Annotated in this window: 26 protein-coding genes and 1 pseudogene; 20 read left to right on the top strand and 7 right to left on the bottom strand. The window is 44.1% G+C overall.

Annotation, left to right across the window (positions count from 1 at the left end; genetic code table 11):
* Positions 1-5: 5 nt before the first annotated feature.
* From HDEF_RS02175 to HDEF_RS02135, 9 genes and pseudogenes are all read left to right on the top strand, one after another.
* Positions 6-2,324: a calcium-binding protein gene (locus tag HDEF_RS02175; RefSeq protein ID WP_012738149.1), complete on the top strand. Its 2,319-nt coding sequence runs from the start codon at positions 6-8 to the stop codon at positions 2,322-2,324.
* Positions 2,325-2,837: 513 nt separating this feature from the next.
* Positions 2,838-3,197, top strand: coding sequence for an IS630 transposase-related protein (locus HDEF_RS02170; protein WP_012738147.1), 360 nt, complete (start codon positions 2,838-2,840; stop codon positions 3,195-3,197).
* An 81-nt stretch (positions 3,198-3,278) separates the two neighbouring features.
* Positions 3,279-3,569, top strand: a pseudogene (locus HDEF_RS12945) (transposase); the annotation flags it as partial.
* A 414-nt stretch (positions 3,570-3,983) separates the two neighbouring features.
* On the top strand, positions 3,984-5,087 hold the full coding sequence (locus tag HDEF_RS02160) for a VirB4 family type IV secretion system protein (protein WP_012738145.1): 1,104 nt from the start codon (positions 3,984-3,986) through the stop codon (positions 5,085-5,087).
* Positions 5,084-5,770, top strand: coding sequence for a TrbJ/VirB5 family protein (locus HDEF_RS02155; RefSeq protein WP_012738144.1), 687 nt, complete (start codon positions 5,084-5,086; stop codon positions 5,768-5,770). The genes HDEF_RS02160 and HDEF_RS02155 overlap by 4 nt, the downstream gene beginning before the upstream one ends.
* A gap of 73 nt (positions 5,771-5,843) precedes the next feature.
* Positions 5,844-6,074: a type II toxin-antitoxin system VapB family antitoxin gene (gene vapB, locus HDEF_RS02150; protein ID WP_012738143.1), complete on the top strand. Its 231-nt coding sequence runs from the start codon at positions 5,844-5,846 to the stop codon at positions 6,072-6,074.
* The gene (locus HDEF_RS02145) at positions 6,071-6,502 is read left to right on the top strand and encodes a type II toxin-antitoxin system VapC family toxin (protein ID WP_044612247.1); all 432 of its coding nucleotides are present in this window, start codon (positions 6,071-6,073) and stop codon (positions 6,500-6,502) included. Before vapB ends, HDEF_RS02145 begins: the two co-directional genes overlap by 4 nt.
* Positions 6,499-6,855, top strand: coding sequence for a hypothetical protein (locus HDEF_RS02140; RefSeq protein WP_012738141.1), 357 nt, complete (start codon positions 6,499-6,501; stop codon positions 6,853-6,855). Before HDEF_RS02145 ends, HDEF_RS02140 begins: the two co-directional genes overlap by 4 nt.
* 22 nt (positions 6,856-6,877) lie before the next feature.
* Positions 6,878-7,828 (top strand): TrbL/VirB6 family protein, encoded by a 951-nt coding sequence (locus tag HDEF_RS02135; protein WP_012738140.1) that lies wholly within the window; start codon positions 6,878-6,880, stop codon positions 7,826-7,828.
* Here HDEF_RS02135 and HDEF_RS02130 read toward each other — a convergent pair whose 3' ends face one another.
* The 5 genes from HDEF_RS02130 to HDEF_RS02110 all read right to left on the bottom strand — a co-directional run bounded on the left by HDEF_RS02130 (position 7,829) and on the right by HDEF_RS02110 (position 10,397).
* Positions 7,829-8,248, bottom strand: coding sequence for a type II toxin-antitoxin system VapC family toxin (locus HDEF_RS02130; protein WP_012738139.1), 420 nt, complete (start codon positions 8,246-8,248; stop codon positions 7,829-7,831).
* Positions 8,248-8,499 carry a type II toxin-antitoxin system Phd/YefM family antitoxin gene (locus HDEF_RS02125; protein ID WP_012738138.1) on the bottom strand — a complete coding sequence of 84 codons (252 nt, stop codon included), beginning with the start codon at positions 8,497-8,499 and terminating at the stop codon, positions 8,248-8,250. Before HDEF_RS02125 ends, HDEF_RS02130 begins: the two co-directional genes overlap by 1 nt.
* Before the next feature lie 163 nt (positions 8,500-8,662).
* The gene (locus HDEF_RS02120; protein WP_012738137.1) at positions 8,663-9,262 is read right to left on the bottom strand and encodes a hypothetical protein; all 600 of its coding nucleotides are present in this window, start codon (positions 9,260-9,262) and stop codon (positions 8,663-8,665) included.
* Positions 9,263-9,274: 12 nt separating this feature from the next.
* Positions 9,275-9,985, bottom strand: a complete 711-nt coding sequence (stbB, locus tag HDEF_RS02115) for a StbB family protein (RefSeq protein ID WP_012738136.1) — start codon at positions 9,983-9,985, stop codon at positions 9,275-9,277.
* A gap of 1 nt (position 9,986) precedes the next feature.
* Positions 9,987-10,397 carry a hypothetical protein gene (locus HDEF_RS02110; protein WP_012738135.1) on the bottom strand — a complete coding sequence of 137 codons (411 nt, stop codon included), beginning with the start codon at positions 10,395-10,397 and terminating at the stop codon, positions 9,987-9,989.
* 319 nt (positions 10,398-10,716) lie between these two features.
* Between HDEF_RS02110 and HDEF_RS02105 the strand changes: the two genes are divergently transcribed.
* The 8 genes from HDEF_RS02105 to HDEF_RS02070 are packed head-to-tail and all read left to right on the top strand — an operon-like array spanning position 10,717 to position 18,356.
* The gene (locus HDEF_RS02105) at positions 10,717-11,067 is read left to right on the top strand and encodes a plasmid mobilization protein (RefSeq protein ID WP_044612246.1); all 351 of its coding nucleotides are present in this window, start codon (positions 10,717-10,719) and stop codon (positions 11,065-11,067) included.
* The gene (locus HDEF_RS02100) at positions 11,057-14,173 is read left to right on the top strand and encodes a VirB8/TrbF family protein (protein WP_012738132.1); all 3,117 of its coding nucleotides are present in this window, start codon (positions 11,057-11,059) and stop codon (positions 14,171-14,173) included. The genes HDEF_RS02105 and HDEF_RS02100 overlap by 11 nt, the downstream gene beginning before the upstream one ends.
* Positions 14,174-14,176: 3 nt before the next feature.
* Complete coding sequence (locus HDEF_RS02095) at positions 14,177-14,977, top strand: TrbG/VirB9 family P-type conjugative transfer protein (RefSeq protein ID WP_012738131.1); 801 nt, start codon at positions 14,177-14,179, stop codon at positions 14,975-14,977.
* The gene (locus tag HDEF_RS02090; protein WP_012738130.1) at positions 14,964-15,623 is read left to right on the top strand and encodes a hypothetical protein; all 660 of its coding nucleotides are present in this window, start codon (positions 14,964-14,966) and stop codon (positions 15,621-15,623) included. Before HDEF_RS02095 ends, HDEF_RS02090 begins: the two co-directional genes overlap by 14 nt.
* Complete coding sequence (locus HDEF_RS02085) at positions 15,620-16,285, top strand: TrbI/VirB10 family protein (protein WP_012738129.1); 666 nt, start codon at positions 15,620-15,622, stop codon at positions 16,283-16,285. The genes HDEF_RS02090 and HDEF_RS02085 overlap by 4 nt, the downstream gene beginning before the upstream one ends.
* Positions 16,275-17,300: a P-type DNA transfer ATPase VirB11 gene (virB11, locus tag HDEF_RS02080; RefSeq protein ID WP_012738128.1), complete on the top strand. Its 1,026-nt coding sequence runs from the start codon at positions 16,275-16,277 to the stop codon at positions 17,298-17,300. The genes HDEF_RS02085 and virB11 overlap by 11 nt, the downstream gene beginning before the upstream one ends.
* A 16-nt stretch (positions 17,301-17,316) precedes the next feature.
* Positions 17,317-17,661, top strand: a complete 345-nt coding sequence (locus HDEF_RS02075; protein WP_012738127.1) for a hypothetical protein — start codon at positions 17,317-17,319, stop codon at positions 17,659-17,661.
* A complete protein-coding gene (locus HDEF_RS02070; protein ID WP_012738126.1) occupies positions 17,658-18,356 on the top strand; it encodes a type IV secretory system conjugative DNA transfer family protein in 699 nt (232 codons plus the stop codon). Before HDEF_RS02075 ends, HDEF_RS02070 begins: the two co-directional genes overlap by 4 nt.
* Before the next feature lie 19 nt (positions 18,357-18,375).
* Here the strand turns inward: HDEF_RS02070 and HDEF_RS02065 are convergent, their stop codons facing one another.
* Positions 18,376-18,897, bottom strand: coding sequence for an IS630 family transposase (locus HDEF_RS02065; RefSeq protein WP_302476659.1), 522 nt, complete (start codon positions 18,895-18,897; stop codon positions 18,376-18,378).
* Complete coding sequence (locus tag HDEF_RS02060) at positions 18,821-19,198, bottom strand: IS630 transposase-related protein (RefSeq protein ID WP_012737971.1); 378 nt, start codon at positions 19,196-19,198, stop codon at positions 18,821-18,823. The genes HDEF_RS02065 and HDEF_RS02060 overlap by 77 nt, the downstream gene beginning before the upstream one ends.
* Before the next feature lie 166 nt (positions 19,199-19,364).
* Between HDEF_RS02060 and HDEF_RS02055 the strand changes: the two genes are divergently transcribed.
* The 3 genes from HDEF_RS02055 (at position 19,365) to HDEF_RS02045 (ending at position 22,009) form a co-directional block, all read left to right on the top strand.
* The gene (locus tag HDEF_RS02055; protein WP_012738125.1) at positions 19,365-20,588 is read left to right on the top strand and encodes a metallophosphoesterase; all 1,224 of its coding nucleotides are present in this window, start codon (positions 19,365-19,367) and stop codon (positions 20,586-20,588) included.
* Positions 20,589-21,220: 632 nt separating this feature from the next.
* Positions 21,221-21,559, top strand: a complete 339-nt coding sequence (locus HDEF_RS02050; RefSeq protein WP_012738124.1) for a phage holin family protein — start codon at positions 21,221-21,223, stop codon at positions 21,557-21,559.
* Between the two features lie 84 nt (positions 21,560-21,643).
* Complete coding sequence (locus tag HDEF_RS02045; RefSeq protein ID WP_012738123.1) at positions 21,644-22,009, top strand: lysozyme; 366 nt, start codon at positions 21,644-21,646, stop codon at positions 22,007-22,009.
* Positions 22,010-22,162 lie beyond the last annotated feature (153 nt).

The raw sequence follows: 22,162 nt of genomic DNA, 5'->3' as shown, positions 1-22,162 counted from the left end.
ATGTCGTGACAACATTAGAAGAATATATTTATCCTGATGATGTAGAAAGTAGATTAAACGCATATTCTTCTGTTCAGAATATCCCCAAAAATGAACTTGAGAGTGTGGACAGTGAACATTATTATTTTGAACCCTCTCCTCTACATGGGGTAAACGACCTCATTGAGGCGACTTCTCACTCAGACAGGCCCGAGCCAACCTTAAAAAACGTCACCCTCTTCAAGATAGAGCGAGGAGTGAATCAGGGGCCACTGACCACCTTGTTTCATTTGGGCGATGGCAACGACAGGGCCAGAGGGCAAGGAGAGAGAAAGAATATTTTTAAAGGGGGAGACGGGACGAAACATTATACGGGAGGCAATCAAGCCGACGTCTTTTATTTGTTCACGGCGACTGTGCCTGAGACGCGAAGTTATTTTAACGGAGGTGAGGGAGAAGATCTGATCATCGCGGAGCGCGATTTAAAGGGCACCCCTTATCAAGGATATGGGATTAACTTACAGAAAAACGAAGTGCGTTTCCGTATCAATCAAACAGAAAATTTTTGGCCCTTAATAGGGAATTTAAAAGAGATTGAGCATATTCATGGGCATATGAACACCCCGGATTATCTGGTGGGGAATGAAAAAAACAATATTCTGAACGGATTGGGAGGAAGAGATGAAATCTGGGGACATGAGGGAAACGACACCTTAATCCTGGAACAGGGCATCACCAGCGGGGGCCCGGGGATTGATCACACTATTATCCTGAAAAATACCCAACCTCATCCGGTGACAGTCAGGATTGACGACGAGGGAGAAGAGGCCCTCTCTTTGATCACTTTTCAGTACAGATATGAGGAAATCAAAGACTTTACACTTCATCTCAATGATGATGAACAATATGATCTGCAAATTCTTTTAAAAGCAAAAGATAAGGCAGAAACGACTGTCATCATAAAAAATGCGTATCAATGCGAGGGGGCAGGGAAAAACCAATTGTTGTCAAGCAGTGCCTATATTTTCAATACATCGGATGGCATCTCCTTATTTGCCCAATTTCCTGAGTTGATTCAAAAAAATGCTCAAGGAGAGTTTCCCTTTATTCCCCGGTTCCAGACCCAGTACACGACCCTGCTCGATGCCCCCCATCAAGACTATTTTAAAATGCAAGAGCCAGACAACATCAGACTGAGCCTCAACAAAAGCCCTGACGGGGATTTTGTGAGTGTGGGTAAAGACACCCTTCGACTGAGCCTCAATACCCAGTTGGTCCTCAACGATACGCCTTTTGATGACATTTTAAATGGCGACAGGCAGGATAATGTGCTGATCAGCAGCAGAGGCAACGACAAGTTAAGGGGAGGAAAGGGGCAGGATATCTATCAGATTCAAATGAAAGACAGCGCTCAGACAGAGCGCACCGTCTCTATCGACAATAAGGATGATCAGGCTGAGCCTGAGGTCGATCTGCTGATGTTACCGTTCAAGATAGAGGACCTTCAGATCGAAACCAGCGGTCAGCATGTGATATTAAGCCCATCGAATGAGCCTCAAACAAACCTCAGGATAAAGCTGCTCGACTTTATTCGCGACAGGGCTTATCGACACCTCATGCTGATGGATGTTGAGCAGCAGTTATTTGAAATTTCCCTGAATCAGGAGAAAACCCCGTATTTTTCTCATCCACAGAGCCACGTGAATGAGACAGAAAACGCCGATTTTTTGCGGATTTATGGAGGAGATTTTTTGGCCGATAACACCCTGGATGCCAAGGAAGGCAATGACAATATTTTCGACGACAGTGCTCGTTTACATACCCTCAGAGGAGGGGAAGGTGACGACACCATTATTACCACGAAAGGCAATAAAAAGCTCTTTGGGGATGCTGGTCATGACCAGTTATTTTCAGGACAAGGGGATGATGAACTCAATGGCGGCCAAGGAAACGACCGTCTTTCAGGAGGGAAAGGAGATGACACTTATTGGATCGAACGTGATCATGGGCTGACCAATATCGAAGACAGTGGGGGAAACGATAAAATAGTGTTGACGGGAATGGCCCTGAACGATCTCAGAGTGGTCAAAAAGGATGAAGATATGTATTTATTTTCAGCGCAAGAGGACGCACAAAACCCTTTTTCTATCAAAATAAAAAAAGGAGCCAGTTCTTCTGAACATAAGATAGAACATTTATTTGTAAACGGACAACTCGCTTTAATAGAGGAAATCGCTTCGTGGGATGCGAATGAAAAACAGGCATTCATCGATCAGCATAATCACGCTTTCCTGTTTCAATGTGGGCCTTTCAGTGGATTAGGAGAGCTGTTTAATCGTCATTAATATTACACATTCACCGATAGAGGGGCAGAATATTCGATTAAAAGGCAAACCCATGTATGCAAAAAACATCGAACATCCGTGCCGAAAAGCCTACGGTTTAGAGCAAAATGGATCTGTATGAATATTTCAACTTTTACAGAAAAACGTCAATTGACTCCTTTATAAGGCGAAAATTCAAAAATGATGAAAAAGGAAGATGCACATGAAATAATCAATACTATTATTCATTACTTTATTCGTAGCTGGAGTCGACTCAGCATTTGCTTATATTGATCCGGGGTCTGGCAGTGCGATTATGAGTGGGATCATTGGTTTTTTTGTGGCCATAGGCGTTCTGGTGAAAACTTTTTGGTTTAAAATAAAGGGGTTTTTGGGGCTATCGAAAAGTAAAAAAAACGACTCTATGAAGCATAGTGACCTTCAAGATAAAGGTGAGGAAAGAAAATAGAGAGTATAGCTTAACGAAATAATTTCGGTTACGAAATAAATTTAATGATTTCAAAAGGGAGAGAGATGAGTCATTCAGTTGATTTTCGCCGTCACGTGCTGAATGTAAGAGAAAAAGAAAAGTGGAGCATAAGAGAAACGGCAAAACGCTTTCACATCGGTGCCACTTCGATTACCCGCTGGCTGAAGCGAATTGAAAAGAACCCCTCTTCTCCCCGGCAGCGTAAAATAGATAAAGCGGCTTTACTCAAGGATGTTGAGCGTTACCCGGATGCTTACCAGCATGAAAGGGCTAAACGTTTCGGGGTGTGTACCAAAGCCATTTGGTCCGCCCTGAAACGTTTGGGCGTCACCTATAAAAAAAACCCTCAATCATCCCAAGGCCAACGAAGATATGAGGCAAGCCTTCCAAAACAAGATAGCTGACTATGAAAAACAGGGGAAATCAGTGTTTACCTGGATGAAAGCGGCTTTGCCCATGATATGCCGCGTTGATATGGCTATGCCCCACGGGGTCAACGCTGTTTCGGTCAACATAATTGGCAGGCAAAGGGTCGAACCAATGTGATCGGTGCGTTACTGGGAAAAGCGCTGATGGCGGTGGGATTGTTCATGTGTTCTGTGAATAGTGATGTGTTTCACGCCTGGGTCATTCAGATACTTCTGCCGAGTTTGCCACCCGACTGTGTGGTGGTCATGGATAATGCGACCTTCCACAAACGTTTGGACACTCAAAAAGTGATCGATGACGCGGGGCATATCATTGAATATCTGCCTCCTTACTCGCCATCCTGTTGAGCATAAATGGGCAGAAGCAAAAAGCAAAAGAAGAGCGGTCAATTGCAGTATCGATGCTTTATTTTCTCATTACATGACGTAACCGAAATTATTTCGTTCAGCTATGGCACTGTTAACAAAGTAAATTAAAGACCTTAAGACAAGCGATAGCGAAGAAAGAAAAGGGTATTATGTGTAGTGGCATAGTTAATTTGGCCACCTGATAAAAACCAGGTGATAGACTTAAGTTATCAATACAGGTGTAAAAATGGATAAGAAACACAAACTCCCCTACAGCCCTGAATTTAAGCTAGAAGGGGCTCAATGAGTGACAAAACAAGGATATAGGGGGATAGAAGGAGCAAAAGCCACGATAGCCCCTTAGGGCATAACAATACCGGAGAAAAGCTGGCCGGTCATATCGCGATAACCGCCATGACCAACGCCGGAAAAACCACGCTTGAAGCCTGTATGCTCATTCACTTTAGCCGCTGGGATCCGATGATTTTTTCTATTGATTACAATCATTCACTGGAAAACGTGCTTCGGGCCTCGGGAACCCATTATTTTACCGTCTCACCGGGCGTCTATACGGGCATTCAGCCTTTTCAGTTCGAGGATTCGCCGTCTTTACGTCAGTTTCTGTTCGATACAGTGAAGCTGTGCGCGGGTAAAGCCGAGCCCGATGAGGAACGAGAAATTCAGGATGGTATAGAAGCAGTGATGCGGCACAGCGTGATAGAAAACCGCTCATTGTCGCTGATGTTGCAAGGGATACCGAAAAAGGGGGGGAACTGCCTGCACACCCGCCTGGCGAAGTGGTGTCGTAATGTAGACGGCCATCAGGGGCAGTATGCGTGGGTGCTGGATGCGCCGGTTAATTTGTTTGATCCCAAAATATTCCGTCGTTTGGCGTTCGACTGTACGAAAATCCTGAACAAGGCCTATTCTGGGAAGCATCCTGAGGCCATGGAAGTCATGCTCAATACCTTCTTCTATCTGAAACGGGCAATGCACGCGACGGAGCCAGGAAGCTTGTTGATCAACGTGATTGCAGAATATTGGGTTCCTCTCTCGTTTGAAAGTACCGCCGAGGCGATTAAGGAAATTTTAAAAGCGGGGCGGACTCGGGGTGAAATTTTGATGATGGATACCCAATCTCCAGAGGATGCGCTATCGACGCAATATGCCCCTGCGGTGATTCAGCAGGTGATCACGCAAATCTGGATGGCCAATAGCAAAGCAAAACGAGAGAGCTATCGGGAGTTCGGCATTGAAGGGAAAGAATTTGACAAAGTGGTTGAGCTCATTCCCTCCAGTCGTGAATTTATGGTCAAGCAGGGGCATCAGGCAGTGATGGTGAAATTTGTCCTGGATGAAAAATTGAAATACTGGTTGCCGCTGCTGTCATCAACGGATGAGAACCTTGCGGTGGCAGAGCGTATTCGCCGTGACCTGAATACGGAAGATCCGTCAGTCTGGGTTTGCGCCTTTCTTGCCGAAATGCAACAGCGTCATCAGCAGGAGAAAACGTCATGACCGACTTGGAAAATCTGAGAAAAAAGACGGCAGTGACTGTTCTGTTGGCGGGGATTTATCTATTTATGCCGGGGAGCAAGGCAGAGATACCGACCATCAGCCCTGCGGAATTGGCCCAGCAAGTGACCCATGCCAAGCAACAGTCGAGGGAAGCCGTAGCACAACTCAAAAAAGCCAAAGAGGCGATTGCGCAGACGAAAAGCCAGTATGATCATTATCAAAAATTGATTCAAGGGAACTCAAAATTGGGAGACTTTCTTAACGACCCTGTGGTCAATAACCTGATCCCGATGGGCGATTGGGAAGATATTTACAACGATATCGAGAGCCTACCCAATTTACGCCAGAGGTACGGTTTGACCTCCGTTGATCCTGAGGTACAAAAGGCGTTTGATCAACTCTTAATGAAGGCGGGCACGCTGGAAAAAGAAAAAAAAGCGAGTGATCAGCGGGTGTTGAATGCGCAAAAATTGCGGGCGAAACTGAATGTGGTGCAAACGCCGCAGGAGAAACAGGATTTGTCGTTGCGCTATCAGCAAGAAATGTTAGAACTTCAGATTCAACAGACTCGGTTACAGAACATGAGGGCATTAGCAGAAGAAAAAGAAAAACTGGCCGACCGAAAGCGAGCTCAGGACTTCACCGATTACATGCTCCGAAAGCGGCCCGATCTGCCAAAATAGGATGAGTGGGAGTTGCAGTTCGGCAAGATTAGGCATATGCTAAACATATGTTTATGAACTGAGGGATGATATGATGAGAAAGGTGGCCATTTTTAAAAATGGGAAGAACCGCGCCGTCAGGTTGCCTGTGGATATGGATTTTGCCGGTGTGAATGAACTGATGATTCAACGGGAAGGGGATACCTTGGTGCTGAAACCCGTTCGCCCCACTTGGACGACATTGCCAGACAACAGCGAGAAGGCAGATGCCGATTTTCTGGTAGAGCGAGAAACTGTGATTGAAGAAGGGCGGTTCTCCCTGTGAAAAAAATGTATATGCTAGATACCTGTATCTGTTCATTCATCATGAGGGAACAACCGTTGCATCTTCTACAACGCTTACATGCCTGTGTAGACAGTAAAAATCAGATCGTCGTTTCCGCTATCACTTATGCAGAAATGCAATACGGTGTGATTGGTAAAAAAGCATCACCAAAACATGCCGTTTTGGTTAACCAGTTTATTCAACGGTTGAATGCGGTTCTACCTTGGGACAAGGCAGCAGTAGACACTACGGTAGAATTGAAAAAACAGTTAAGTGCCGCCGGAACGCCGATAGGCGTGAATGATAGCGCTATTGCCGGTCATGCCCTATCTTGTGGGGCCATCCTGATTACCCATAATCTTGGAGAATTTAGCCGCGTTCCAGGACTGATAATTCAGGACTGGACACAACAAAAAGAGGACTCATGATGCAATATCAAAAAGCAGGACTGTTAGGAATGCTGTTGCTCTCGGTGGCACTGGTACTGGCTGGGTGCAAAGACAAGGGGGAAGCCTTTGTTGGGCATTGGGTACAGGTAGGCGATATAGAAAAACCCGCCTCACTTGATATTAAATTTGATGATGGTGTTTTTCATGTTAATTATTCATGGCATACGCCGTTTATCTTTAAGAAAGGAGATGAAACTTTAAGGGTTAAGAAGCTGGAAGCCAAGGCAGAGTCGGATAATGTACTGAGTCTCATTAACGGTTTTGGGCAAACGATGAGGCTAAATGAGGGTGTGATTAGCTTTTATAATAAGGAATTTAAAAAGCAGGATTAATTTTTTCTGAATAGGGGATGATATGGACGTGTATATTGCAAAAACGCTATATCAGGCCATAGACGAGGGGTTAAAAGGCACCATTGCCATAGGGACAGCCAATGTCATGACTCTGACCGGTGTGATATTCGGCACCTGCTGGCTTATTCATTTAACTCTAAAAAGTATTTACTGGCTTTTTCAGGGATTAGATGTGGCATTTCAGGATTTGCTTTTAACCCTCGGTAAAGCCTCATTTATTATTTATTTTGCTTTTAACGTTCGCTGGTATATCGATACGGTGGTACCCGTGGTTAACGGGTTGCCTAACTGGATGGCGCAGACGCTTTCTTCTTCAGGATTAGCGCAGTCTAATCAGGTAGATACTGTGATATCTAATTTTTTCACCGCATTAAACAATACGATAGGGGCTCTAGAGTTCAGTATTTGGAAAGAAGCCGCCGCTATGTGTCTTGGGTTTCTGGCTCTCCTGTTTTTTCTGTTGGGCGGGATACCCTTTATCATGGTTGTGGTGGGGACCCTGATTACCTTAAAAGCGGCCACCTCAATCATTCTGGTGGTGGGGCCCATTTTTATTGCTTTTTCTTTATTTGATCAGACGCGGCAATGGTTCTGGGGCTGGGTGTCAGTCATCGGTGGCTTTATGCTGACGCAAATATTATTTGGTGTGGTCTTGGCGATTGAATTGAATTTCATTCATAGTGTGATCATAAAGAATGGCAAAATAGAGACGGACATATTGAGTTGTTTCGCCCTACTGCTTTATTTTAGCGCCTTTACTCTGTTAGCGACTGAACTGCCTAATTATGCCGCCTCTATCATGGGAGGTACTCCTTCTGGGGGTGTGAGTGGCGTGGGTGGGATATTGGGACGAGGTACGGGATTAAGAGCGGCGGGGAACATGAGTCAAGCGGCGGGTAAAGGCATCATGAAAGGCGTCAATAAATTAAGGAATAGAAATAGAATTACTTAACTATTCTTCCCAAGGATTGATGAGGTTAACCCCCGTTGCTGAAAAATCCTTGATATTTCGGGTAACAATGGTAAATCCATGAACCAATGCTGTAGCGGCAATGAGAGTGTCACTTTCTGGTTTTGGATCAGGTACATGAAGACGGGCGCACTTACGTACAACAGCGACATCCAAAGGTAAAACACGGCCGGAAAAGAAGGGCAACACGCTACCATCAAGCCACCGACGTAAAACTTTGCCCTGAATATCATCCTTGCGCTCGATTCTCAGAACTCCGCGTTCAAGCTCCAGTAAGGTTATCACGGACAAATAAAGTTGCTGTGAATTAACGGAGGAAAGCCAGTTAGTAACACATTTATTGGCTTTGCCATCCCCCACTTTTCGGAGTTCAGAAATCACATTGGTGTCGAGAATAAACATCAAAAAATATCTTTGTCGTGTGTCAGAATAGTTAACCGAGTGGTTTCAAATGGTATCTCTGATAGATAGGGCATCGATAACGCTTCAACGATATTTTTGTGACTGTGCTGTGTCATTTTTCTGTATTCATCGATAGAAAGCAGGACGTGGGTAGGTTTACCTCTGTCTGTAATGAAAACAGCCCCCTGACAAGCGGCGCGTTTGGCTTTCCCTACTTCATGATTGAACTCTTTACTGGTTAGTGTCGTCATAAACCCCTCTCGAAATAAAGTGATGTCCCTATTTTAATATAATGAGGGTGAGCTTTCCAGGTTGCAACTTGACCTTTTGGTGATGAAAAAATAGCCTGTGGGCTTCTTCGAATTTTTTTATTCAATTTTTTGTCGTACTGCATGTCAATCTTTTTGAGGTATATCAATTCTTAGACCTGGCTTTTGTGATTTCGTCTCTGATTTGTTGTTGATACTTTTCAGGGAGTGTATTCAGGGCACTCCCAGCGATGCTTAAATTACGCTCCGCGTATCGAGCGGCCTCTCTGGCTTCATGAACTTCCCCCCAGAGATAGATAGTCGAGAAAAGCATTGTTACAATCATTGCGGTCATCATGATGGCCAAAACATAATTCATGATGGCCAGATTATGTTTCTTAATGCCGGCAGTGGCAGAGTCAATTCTGTCTTCAAGCGTCTGAATTTCGGCTTTAGCCCCTGATAATGATTTTTCTACTGCGGTATCGATGCTACTTTTAACCAGCTTGCCGATGTTCTCTTGTACCTGATGTAACTGAGCCTGAGATGAGGCGGCTAAGACAGCTTGTGTTTCTTCTTTGAGTTTTTCGGCCGTTTTTTCTGCCTCTTCTACGGCAGAAGCTATCATTTTTAATGATTCAGAAAGAGATACTTTAAGGAGGTTGGGGAGTTCTTTAATTTCGTCATGGATACTCCCTACATCGCCCAAAAGCTCAATAATAAGGGCATCACGAGCGGTTCTTGGAGAGATGTTTTCTTTATTCATAAACTCTTAACCTTATTTATTGAATAGCTCTAAATACACATCATCAAGATTTCGTTTGACGCTTTTTGATAAGGCTTTTAACCCAAACATATCAGCCCAATGGTGACGATCTTTTTCTGACGCTTTTGTTTTTGATTTTAATAAGGATTTATAATCAGTTTCATCTTTCATTAAAGCATCCACAGTCAGTCCTTTTACAGATAAGGCATCGAATAGCTCATTTTCCCAAATGGCACACTTAGTATTAGCAATGAATGATTTTTCTTTTTTACAAAAACCGATGATAAAAGGAAATTCTTCAAGCACATTGCTATCAACCCGGTTGAAAATCACTCTAATTTTATTAGGTGGTATGCCTATTGCTGATAAAGAATCTAACATGGATATGGACTCTTTTTGTTCTTTTGTTCCGGCCGTGACTGGTACAATAAAAAAGTCAATTTCTTCATGTGAATGATCGAACTTAATCATGTTGTTCATAAATTCTTCAATATTCGAAGCTCCAATATCAATAATGGCATTATCTTCTAACATGATTTTTTTAAAGAGATCTCTAAATTTATTTCCTTTCATTTTTTCAACATCGACACCTAATCCTTCTGCTGTCTCATTAATGGATTCAATAGCAAAGATCGGTGCATTATTCATACGAGGTGATAACAAATGAGCCGCAATAGTGGTTTTGCCTACAGTGCCAGTATAATTTAAGACTGCCACTTTCATATTAATCTCCGTTTTTTAATTCATCTAAGTCAATAGTGCGTGATCTGATTTTTCGTAGCTCATCAGGATTTGAAACATGTCTTTTTTGATTTTGATGAATTTTATTTTTGTTGATTTCAGTAGATACAAATTCATTATTTTCTATAGGATTAACCCCCTTAGGTTTTATAATTTTTTTTTTATTTAAATATTTTTTCTTTGTTCTGCCATACATATTTGCTGCCGTTTTTGCATCAAAAACCATTCCTGTTTCAATATTTATTATGGATACGATAGTTTCCCATGACGCTAATTTTTTCGCTTGCGTCAGTTGCTCAAAGCAGACATTGAAAGCCGCTTGTTTGCTTTTTATATTAGGGTCATTAAGCAGAGAGATGAGGTTATTTATCTGGTCTTTTATTGAATCATTCATTTTGTTTTTTTTCTATAGTGTGTGTATTAATTATGTTTGAAAAGTGTATGATTGTCAAGTTAAAAAACTTCACATATGCATATAAAGTGTATGAAAAATGTATTAAATTTAATATTTAAAGGTGATTTATGTGTGATTTATGTATGAATATCAAATCAGCCCCTATTTTTAATTTATTGAGAGAGGCACGTTGACGATGTTTACAAATTTCTGAGGGATTTTAAAAAAGGCGTGTGCCAAAAGGGAAACGGATTTGAAATTTTCTGTCGCTCAGATTGACTTGTCGGTGTGAGTTTTGATTTATTTTTTGGAGTCAACAGTGTCAGAGAAAAAGAAAAAAGACAAGGTGGTTTCTTTTCGATTATCCGAAAAAGATTTTTCTCAATTTGAAAAAAAATTAGCTTCTTCTTGCATGAATCAATCTGAATTTTTTCGAGAAGTTTTTTTACATTCCAATATTCAGCTCACTGTAAAATCCGCCCCTTCTAAAAATTTAGAACGGCTGACTTTTTTATTCAATAAATCGAGTCACCATTTAAATCAAATAGCCCATCAATTAAATCAAGCGCACTTAATGGGGAAAATCCCTTTGTCTTTTTATTCTTCTTTGAATAATGCGCTGATTTCTATAAGAGATCTTTTAATCACGGAAATCAAAGATGTTGATTAGAGTGAGGGGATACAATAAGGGAATTAAAGCCTATCTTGAAAAAGGCATTAAAAATGGCCGGGATTATGGCCGGGAAGAATTAGATGAACGGGTTATTCTAGATGGCGACCTGGACTTAACCGAAATCATCTATCAACAAATACCGGACAAAGGACAAGACAGATATCTGACGTTCACGCTGTCATTTCGTGAAAATGAGGTTTCAAAAGAAATATTAAATAATATCACTCAAGAATTTCGTGAATTTTTTATGTACGCTTATGAGGATGAAGAATATCACTTTTATGCAGAAGCGCATTTACCCAAAATAAAAGCAATGAAAGATAAAAAAACGGGAGAAATGATTGAACGTAAACCGCATATCCATATTGTGATTCCCAAAAAAAATGTATTGTCGGGCAAAATAGGTGATCCCCTCGGTTCTCATTTTTCTCAATCCGTCAAATATCTGGAAGCCTTCCAGGAATATATTAACCAAAAATATCAACTGGCCTCTCCGAGAGATTCTATTCGAGTTGACCCCACTCAGGCGGCTGATGTGCTCTCTCGCTATAAAGGGGATGATTTCAGGAGCCAGCATCAGTCTTTTAAAAGGCAGCTTATCTTTGATGTCATTGAGAAAAACATCAGGGATCGCGAGGCCTTTTATGGGCATGTTTCCTCTTTTGGTGAAACAAAACTCCGTCATAAAGGAAAGGAGAATGAATATATCGCAGTCAAACTGCCTGGTGAGGCAAAATGGACTCACTTGAAAGAAACGATATTTCAGGATGATTTTGTGGTTCGTCGAGAAGTCAAAAAGCCGCCTCTGGATAAAACGATTATCCGTGACCGATTGTGTGGGTGGCCTCAGCGGGCGAAAGAGATCAAATATGTGAGCAAAGCAACGCCTCAATTTAGGCATCGGTATCGATGGGCCTCCCCTGAAGAAAAAATTCAGCTCCTGACCCAACGTCAGACCGCTTTTTACGAAAAATACAGAGAGATTTATGACTTATACCCTGCCGAACGGAAAAGTGATCAGCAGCGAAGTTCTGCTCAAACTGAAAGAGAAAGAGCTGCCTGCGCTCCCCATGGCTTGCAAAGTGTGTCCTGCGGCGATGTGGCAACTGACAGGGACAGTGAATACGCCGAAAATACGGTGTTTTTGCCGGGTCATGCATACGTTCACTTGGGACAGTCAACATCAGGAAGAAGTGCTCGATTGCGATCTGATTTATCAGCAGGAGGAAGAAGAAGAGGAGCCTCAGGGCAACCCGACTTCGACCGGTTTACCGCCCTTTCTGGCGTCCCAACTGTTGAAGACATCGCCCGAAGACAGGGTTTCAGGATCAGAGATGGCCTGGGAGGAAGCCCCGCCGGAACATTGACCCTGCCGCCTTATGCGCGGGATCTGTATCGGGTAGCGACGCTGGAGGAGATAAAGCAGAGAGGAAAGCGACTTTTTGGTGCCTCTGAACGGCCCTTAAAGTCTAATACAGTGAGTTCTCTTCGTCGCCTGATGCCCAAGCCAGATAAAAACGCTTCTTTTTTGGCGGCTTATTTTCTGAGACAGCATGAACAGAACTCAATATTACCCGAGCACCGACAAGCAATACGCGCTGTAGACAGGCAGTTTTTTACTGCCCGTCGCACCATTTTGAGTGATAACAGATTGACCCGTGATGAAAAGACGCAGTCTGTCTCTGTATTCACTTTTGAACGTTTGAAAGCCCATGAGGCTATCAAACAGCTTGAGATTGCTTTTAAACAGGAGAGACCCGACATGGGGAGTGCCGATATTCGCCAGAAGATTAAAGCCACTCGAATTCCTAACCCCTCTTTCAGCGGTGATACGGTGGAAGGTGCCGAGATTCCTCCTGCCAGAGCGCGTTTCGCGCGTCTGATTCAACACTTGAGCGGACACTTCACTGAAAATCGACTTCGTGATCGTCAGCGGATGATGTCAGCCAGTGATCTTTACACGAAGCGGGCGAAACTCAGCAAAAATGTGCATTACCTGGATAAAAAGACGGACCGTACGCTGTTTGTTGATATCGGCCATGCCATTGCGGTGCGCAAAGGGGGCATGACCGATTCCGCGGTCGCCGTTGCCTTGTCCCTGGCAAAAGAGAAATTTGGGAGTACGCTCACCATCAAAGGAAGCGATGACTTCAAAAAACAGGTGATTGAGGTGGCGGTTAGGGATTACCTCGACGTGCATTTTACCGATAAAGTGATGAACCGGCAGTTTGAAGAGCGCAAGGAAGAACGGGCGATAGAGCGGGAGGGGCAGCGTGTTGAAGAGCCGACAAAGAGTCGTGACCCCGATCCTGAAAAAGCCTCCGTTGACGATGAGGATCCGTCATTAGAGAGGACTCATGATAACAATCTGGGGGAGCAAAAAAAGAAAAGTCATGTTGAACCGAGCCCCCCCGATGAAGAGACGGAGGGTCCCACCCTTAAAAACGTGGCGCAGGAATATCGCCGTCAAGCCCGTCACAGTCAGTATCTGTGTATTTTTTTTGGGGTGCTGGCGTTGATGTCCCTCGGCGCAGTGTTGGGACTGACTCCCCTGAAAACGGTAGAGCCGTATCTTGTCCGAGTGGATAATCATTCGGGTTATACCGATATTGTGGCGCCTCTGACGGCGGGGAAAAAAACCGATCAGGTGCAGGATGAATATTGGCTGTCGACCTATGTTCGTACCTATGAATCCTATAACTGGAGTTCACAAACCTCAAACTATGCGCTGATTAAGCTCTTTTCTTATAGTGACCCGTTCACGGAATACAAAAATTTTCAGCTGTCCAGTAAAGGCTATACCGAAATATTGGGTAAAAATCGGCAAATTCGGACAAAAATTAACCACATTGTGCCCATGAGGGCGGCCATCGGCAAGGAACTTCAAGCGGATAAAGAGATAAAAACCTATCAGGTGCGTTTCACCAAAACCATTCTTGATCGTCACGGAAATCCCGATCCGCAAAGCCAGGTCACCCATTGGCTGGCGACGGTCTCGTTTGATTATCACAATCCTTCGGTGACGCAGGAAGAGAGATGGCTCAATCCCCTGGAATTTGGCGTGCACGCCTACTCAAAAACGCAGGAAGTCAAAGGAGGGTAGTCCATGAAAAAATGGATGGCCGCTACGTTTATTTTCGCTGCCTTCGCGTATGAGGTGCCGGCAGAAACTCTGGGCCGGGGATCTTCCCTGGATAAACGTATTCGGACTGCGCTCTACAGCCCAGATAACGTCTACCGGTTAAATACCATGAAAAACCGGACGTCTACGATTCAATTCCCATCAGGAGAAACGGTCAATCTAGGGAGTGGGCTGATTGCCACAGGTCATCCCGGAGCCTGGGTGATTGGGGCGAATCAAGAGGGCAATATGGTGGTTGTCAAGCCGGAGATGAACGCCATTGAGCCTGACACCAATGTCATCATTAACACGAATAAACGTACCTACCTCATTGAGTTGAGATTAATCGATAATCCGGCGGCCATGACTTACCTGCTTCGTTTTAAGTATCCTGAACCGCCAAAACCGGCAAAAACGCGCTTTAAGGGGAGTCAACTGAACAAAAATCCCTGTGATGGCAGAATAAACCGGCATTATCAAAAGCGGGGAGACATGCCTTTGTCGCCTGATGAAATGTGGGATAACGGCACATTTACCTGTTTGCGTTTCCCGACGAATGCCCCGCGGCCGGTTATCTATCAGGTGCTCCCTGATGGCACGGAAACATTGGCGAACGTGCGTTCAGTGAACGATATCATGGTGGTTCATGGGGTCAGTCAACGGTTCAGGTTACGCCTGAACCGTCTGGTTCTTGAACTGCGTACTGAGCAAAACAATACCGGCGGGTACAACTATCACGGGACGACCACCGGTCAAATCAGGGAGGTCAAAGATGTCGGTCAATGAGGATGTATCAACGTCGCCAGAAGGGCAGACTTCGCCAAATCCGCCTCCCCGTTCTGAGGTCAATGCCCCTGGTGGGATCTCTCCCAGAGGGGATTTTGACGCGAGAGTCAAACGCAAAAAAAGGGGTATGACGCTAAAAACCCTTTTGATAGCAGGAGGGGTTGTTTTGACACTGTGCATTGCTGTGATGGTTATCTTCATGATTGCGGCCAGCCACATGAGTCAAAACAATAAAATCGATGAATCGAGGGTGAAAGCGGATGACGCGTTGCAAAGGGTCACTGGCAAAGATGACGACATGGATAAGTTTATGAGAAAAAAAGAAACCAAAGAAACCAAGGAAACCAATGTCGTTATGCCGCCGCAGGAAGAACAAAAAAAAGGCACCAGTTCATCAGTCACGCAAACCCCTTCGGGTAAGACCTTTCAGACAAAGCCCGCGCCTACGATTCAACCCGTACTCGATGGCGGTATTTTCCCTACCGTGCGACGGTTTCAGTCGAGTGGATTAAGTGCGGCGGATCCTATAGAGGGGTATCCTCACAGGAAAGAAGAGAAAAGTGAAGATGCCGATATTGAGCAAATCAACGCGTTTGTTCATGCACCGACCGCGGAGTTTCATAGTGGTCGAGTCAAGTGGGAATGAGTATAGGAGAGGGCCGCCGAGGGCGTTTATCGACCCTTTCAGGTACAGGGTTTGAATCGAGCAAAGCCTATGTGATGCCATCACGTCAATTTTTGGTGACCCATAACACCTATACCCGCTGTGCGCTCTATACCAGGATCATCACAGATCAACCCGGTTTAATCGAATGTCGTCTGACTGAACCGCTGTATTCGTCTGATGGTTCTGTGGTGATTGCGCAAGCGGGAGACAAATTGACCGGAGAACAAAAAGTGGAAGTTCGGGCGGGGCAAACGCGCGTATTTACATCCTGGACTGAACTGGAAACGGCCAGCGGTGTCAGGGCAAAGCTAGACAGCCTGGGAGCAGGTCCGATGGGGGCGAGCGGAACGGAAGCCTGGATAGACCATCATTACAGGCAGAGATTTGGCGGGGCCGTCATGTTGTCATTTATTCAGGATGCGTTGCACTCAGCGGCGAATGCGACCCAAAAAAGTAACCAGGGTTACACCGTCAATAACAGCGAGCAGAACGTAGAAAGCATGGCCAACCAGGCTCTGGAGAACAGCATCAACATTCCTCCTACCGCTTATATTTTGCCGGGTACCGTGATGACCGTCATTGTAGCGCGTGATATTGATTTTTCTTCTGTATTTACGCTGAGGGAACAGAATGGCCGATGATTTTAACTCGTTGCTCGCGCGGGATTTTTTGGCGCAAAGTGGGGTCACGCAGCGGTTAAGTCGTGACGGTGTGACGGAAGTGGCCATTAATCGGCCCTTTGAAATCTGGACGGAATCAGCCCTGGGTTGGGTACAAGAATCTGTCCCCGAACTCGATTATGACTTGTGCTGGAAGCTGGCCAACAGCCTTTCGACCTATAACCATCGGTTTTTATCGATTCAGTCACCGATAAAAACAGTGGAATTACCCGGAGGCGAGCGGGCGCAAATTGTGATCCCTCCTGCCTGTGAAGCCGGCACCATCTCAATGACCTTTCGTAAACCGTCACTGGAGCGATTCAGGCTGGAAGATTACCTCAGCAGTGGACGTTTTGATAAAGCGAAGAATATCAGTTGCCGACAAAAAACTCTTGAGTCTGTTGAAGTCAAATTAAAGCAACTTCATGCTGAGCAGGATTATGTGGCTTTTTTCAAAAAAGCCGTCCAGCACAAACTCAATATCATTATTTTTGGGGGGACGGGTTCCGGTAAAACCACCTTTGCCAAAGCAGTGGTTGACCTTTTCCCCCCCGACCGGCGAATGCTGACCATTGAAGAACTGAACGAATTAAAACTCCCGTATCACCCAAACCATGTTCATCTTTTATATGGAGACACGGTTTCATCCAAAGAACTGGTTTCCTGCTGCATGAGGATGAAAGGGGATCATATTTTCCTGGCGGAATTAACGGGGGATGAAGCCTGGGACTTCATGGAGCTACTGAACACAGGGCATCCAGGTACCATCACCACGGCACATGCTAACGACAGCTTATCGGGATATGCGCGGGTCTGTGGACTGATCAAGCAATCCCCCATAGGGCAGGGACTCGATTATGCGTATATCGAGCGGCGGGTCAGGACTTCGTTTGATGTGGTGATGTACATGGAAGGCACTCACATTCTGGAAGTGACCTATGAACCGGAGGTCAAGCAGGCTTTGCTTAACGGTGGTTCGTTTTGCTCCTCTTTTTAAAAAAAAGGTAACTTCAATGTGGTGGAAAATAGCGATGGCGAGCATTTTTATGATGATGGTTTTTTTTGTGATCGGTTTATTTGTCGGCGGGGGAGTGTATCTGTTGCTGATTGGGGGCAGTTTCGGTCAGGTCACGTTAACAACGTTGATAGAGTCAGGGGCGTTTTCACTGACCGATCGCCAAAAAATATTTTTACCTTGGGCATGGTGTGTGACAGTGGCATTGACTTTTCTCCCACTGGGGTTGACTTTGTTTGTTTTATTGCTGGGAAAGACCCCAAAAAAATCCTTGCATGGCGACGCCAGATTCGCCAATAAAAAAGAATTGAATGCCTTCAAATATAGAGGAAATTACCAGTGAGGAGAAAAGAAAAATCGCTCTATAGCCCGACAAAGCCGCAAAAACGAATAGAGAGATTTCCCCCTATCCTCATAGGAAAACATCCGACTGAGGATGATTTTCTGGCGTCCTATGGTCAAACGTTTGTGATGCTGGCGGCCCCTCCGGGTACAGGGAAAGGGGTGGGGATGGTGATCCCCAATGCGCTGACCTACCCTGATTCTATGGTGATTAACGATCCAAAATTCGAAAACTGGCATTTAACCGCGGGCTTTCGGGCTTCTTGTGGTCAGGAAGTCTTTCGTTTTTCGCCGGAAATGCTGGAAACGCACCGTTGGAATCCGTTATCCCGTTTAAACCGGGATCCCCTGTTTCGTCTCGGTGACATTAAATCGATGGCCAGTGTCCTGTTTGTCCCTGACAACCCGAAAAATGCCAGTTTTTTTAGCGCCTCTGCGGATATCTTCACCGCGTTAGTGTTGTATCTGATGGAAACGCCGTCATTGCCGTTGACGCTGCCTCAGATTTATGAAATTTCGGCGCAGGGCATGGTGTTGGGTGAGTGGGCAAAAAAGGAAATGGAAGCCCGTTCTCAGGGTGATCAGCCGCTGTCGTCAGAATGTCTGCGTGAGATGAACCGCATGGTTTCGTCTTCTCAGAGCAAAACAGGCTGGCCGATCACACAGGATATTTTAAACAAAAGGTTGTCGTTATAGCTAAACGACATAAGAATAGTTACATAATATGTTCTGAAAACAAGGTATTGATGTCGCATTGAAGTTCTCTTCTTTTTCTTTTAGCTTGAGCCCATGTGTGCTCAATAGGGTTGAACTCGGGCGAATAAGGAGGCAAATATTCAATAGAATGACCGGCGTTGAGAATGGCGTGTTGAATATCTTTTCGCTTGTGGAAAGAAGCGTTATCCATCATCATCACGCACGGATGAGGAAGAGCGGGTAGGAGCAGCTGAGTGACCCAGGCATAAAAAACATCGCTGTTAATGGAGCAGTTAAAGAGGCCCACCGCGATGAGAGTGACCCCTAATAAGGCACCAATGACGTTAGTGCGGCCCTTAGCCTGCCAATCGTGAGTCCCAAAACAGCGTTGACCTCGTGTAGCGTATCCGTAGAGGCGGGGCATATCGTGAGCAAAGCCGCTCTCATCGAGATAAACCAGAGATTTACCCTGCTTTTGATACCCCGCGATTTTTTCCTGGAACCCCTGTCGTGCCTCTTCGTTTGCCTTGGGATGACGCAGAGTTTTTTTTATAGGTCAGACCCCATCTTTTCAATGCTTGCCAGATGGCTTTGGGGCACACCCCGAAACGGGCCGCCCGTTCCCGTTGATAGCTATCTGGATACTCTGCCACATCTTTGATAAACGCCTCTTTATCCATCTTGCCTCGACGCGGACCCGAGGGTTTCGGTTCTATTCGCTTGAGCCAACGCCTGAGAGTATCTGTACCTACGTGAAAACGCTTCGCCGTTGCTCTGATGCTCAGTCCTTCTTTCTCTCGAATACTCAGGACTTTTTGACGAAAATCCACTGAATAACTCATAGTGACCTCATGCTAATTAGTTCTTTATATTGTAACTAAAATTAAATCGCTTATCTATAAAGTCAAATGACGTTGTGTTTGCATTTGAATTTGATAAATAAATTTACTTATTAGTCATTGCGTCATAATTGTGATATGTGCATGTTATATAAGGATTTTTCAAAAAATGAAACTTCAAACGCTAGTATCTATAGTTTTAGTCATATTTTCTCTTTTGATACCACAGGCTTTTTCTAAAAAAATCAAATTTTTGACGATCAGTGACATCCATCTTAATCATCAACAAACTCACAAGATGGAAATGGCTCCCTCTGGATACAATGCCACTAATGATATGGATAACCAAACATTTGGACAGCTATCATCACTTATTCGTCGGAACGTGGGTGCTCAAAAATTGATTTCTAAACCAGAATTTATACTTTATTTGGGTGATATTGTAGGCCATAAAAGAGCTTCTAATCCAACAAGATTTGTGCAAGATAATACAAAAAAAGCACTGGCAGGTTTACAGAGCATGTTTCCTGATACACCTATTATTAATGTTTTTGGTAATAATGATAGCTTTGAAAAAAATTATGGGGCTTTTTTCTCTGACGGGTTATCGCCTTATAAGGTTGCATTACAATCTGGTTTTAAAAATGGTTTTCTTTCAACAGGGATAAAATGTCATCTTAAAGGCAAATCCGACTTTCCGTGCATACAAAGCCAAAATGATAAACATGGATTCTTTACTATAAAACTCGCGGATACATTAATTCTGATTGGTTTAAATTCAGTCATGTTCTCGCCAAAGCATGTCGCTCCATTGGAACATATTCAGTTACAAATGGAATATCTGAAAAAACAGCTAAAGCACGCAAAAAAAGAAAATACCTCGGTATTAATAGCAATGCATATCCCTGTTGGTAATAATGTTTATGATGGTTCTGGTTTTTGGAATAAATCCTATCAAGAACAGTTTTTAAAAATCATGCATGACTATTATAAACAAATTAAAGGCATTTTAGCTGCTCATACACACATGGATGAGTTTAAAATCATACGTATGCCTGAAAACCAAAATATGGGTGAATATTTGACAGCTGGCTTATCAACAGCTCATGGAAATTTTCCTTCTATAAAAGTTTTTACAATGAATGATTCGGGCCAAAAATGGTCAATCAGCAACTATTCAACCTATCAGATACATCAAATAAAATCTCAATTACATATTGATAAATATTATGATTTTGTAGGTGCTTATTGCAAAAATAGACCCGATGTAATCGACATTAATACCTGCTTAAGTCATATTACATTTAACGATATTTTATCTCGCTACACGGTTAATAACCCAAACTACCCGCTTTATAAAGCTCAATCTCCTGAATCATTTTATGTAAACTAAATGGAAAACATTGATCTCCAAAGTCTAAGATTGCCTCCATACCCATTCAATTTAAAGGTATGGTTTTATCGTTTCAATAGAATCAAATTGGGACGGTAAGACGGCAAATAATGGAGTTCAATCTTCATTTCTGACGAGGTCAATGCTTTTTTAGATAGCGTCAACCCACCTCCTTTTTTAATATCAAGGGCCAATTATAGGCATTTTAATACCCGCCAAGGATGTTGAACCTTAGCCAGGATTTTCGCGATCAAACTTTGATGATGTGGGTGTTTCCCTCTCCTAACTAGAATCCCCCAAACACATTTGGTCAGTTCAAACCCACAGTGGGCATAAAGGTTTTTTCCTTATAAATCTAAATAAAAAACCAGTCAGTTAAATCAATTGACTCTGGTATTTTCATGAAGATGACCGGAGTTTTTAGTTGGAAATAAAATTTACAAAAGCCAAAAAAAGTACTTGACTGTGGCCCCGTTACCACAGATAATTAATTCAATCTACAACAAGCGCACACAAAACAAAAAGCCTCCACTTCGGCGGGGGCTTTTTTTGTCTCAAATATCTCTCTTCCTTGACGAAATCAATCAAAAAGTGTCGCCCTATTTCATGATTATCTCCCCCCCCTCCCCCCTGTGAGCCTACCTGAGAAAGAGCCTGGATTTTGGGTCGCCTTGCTGGCTTGGATCCGGAGCCAGCAAATCGATTTTAGCTACGCCAGTTTGGCTGCCTTGTTTTCGTTGTTACGTAATGCGTGGGGAAAATATTCCTGGAGCCGGAGATTACTCGATGCCTTCTCCTGCGGTACGTTGGCGTTTTTTGCACAGCCTCTGTTGTCGATCGTAGACAGCGCGTTTGATGTGTCTCTGTCTGCCTCTGTCCCTGGGGTGTTAGCGATTTATATCCGGTATGTCGGCACAGATTATATTTGGGCCTGTATCCAATCCTGGACTCAGAGAAAAAATGGGGAATAACATAAATATCAGTTCTAACGGGAGGTCTCAGATCAAGGCGTTTGAAGGCCTGAAACTCAGTGCCTACCCCTGCAGCTCAAACCAATGGAGCATATTAACTATGGTCATACCTCCGGGGTCCAGGCAGGGGACGTCATCACCCCTGAGCAGGCCGAGGCGTTCTTTCGTGAAGATATCCCAATCATCACAGCTCACCTCAATCAATTGATAAAAGTGCGCGTGAACCAAAATCAGTTCGATGCCTTAGTCTCTCTGATCTTTAAGATCGGCTCCAGGGTTTTTGCCGTCTCAACGCTGCTCAAAAAACTAAACTCAGGCGCAGCCGCAGAGTTCCCAAAAGATTGCCATGGCACAGTTCAAGGGAAAAAAATGCCCTTACCAGGACTCGTCGCACGGAGACAAAAAGAAAAAGTGCTGTTTGAATCTGAACTGAAAGCAATGAAAACCTAAAGGGAAAATCCTCGCGTGAAATCTGAACTCGCTTTGATTTAAGCTGACATTATGAACGCCTTATTCAGGCCGTTTTTGCTATGGGAAGGCCTTAATGCAAACGTGGGAGGATTTTAACGTCCTTATCAAAATCATGGCCGCATTCAAATCTCT

It is taken from the genome of Candidatus Hamiltonella defensa 5AT (Acyrthosiphon pisum), from assembly GCF_000021705.1.
GTDB classification, from domain to species: Bacteria; Pseudomonadota; Gammaproteobacteria; order Enterobacterales; family Enterobacteriaceae; genus Hamiltonella; species Hamiltonella defendens.
Note: the sequence above shows the minus strand (reverse complement) of the source record. Positions and strands in the feature narration are given on the sequence as shown.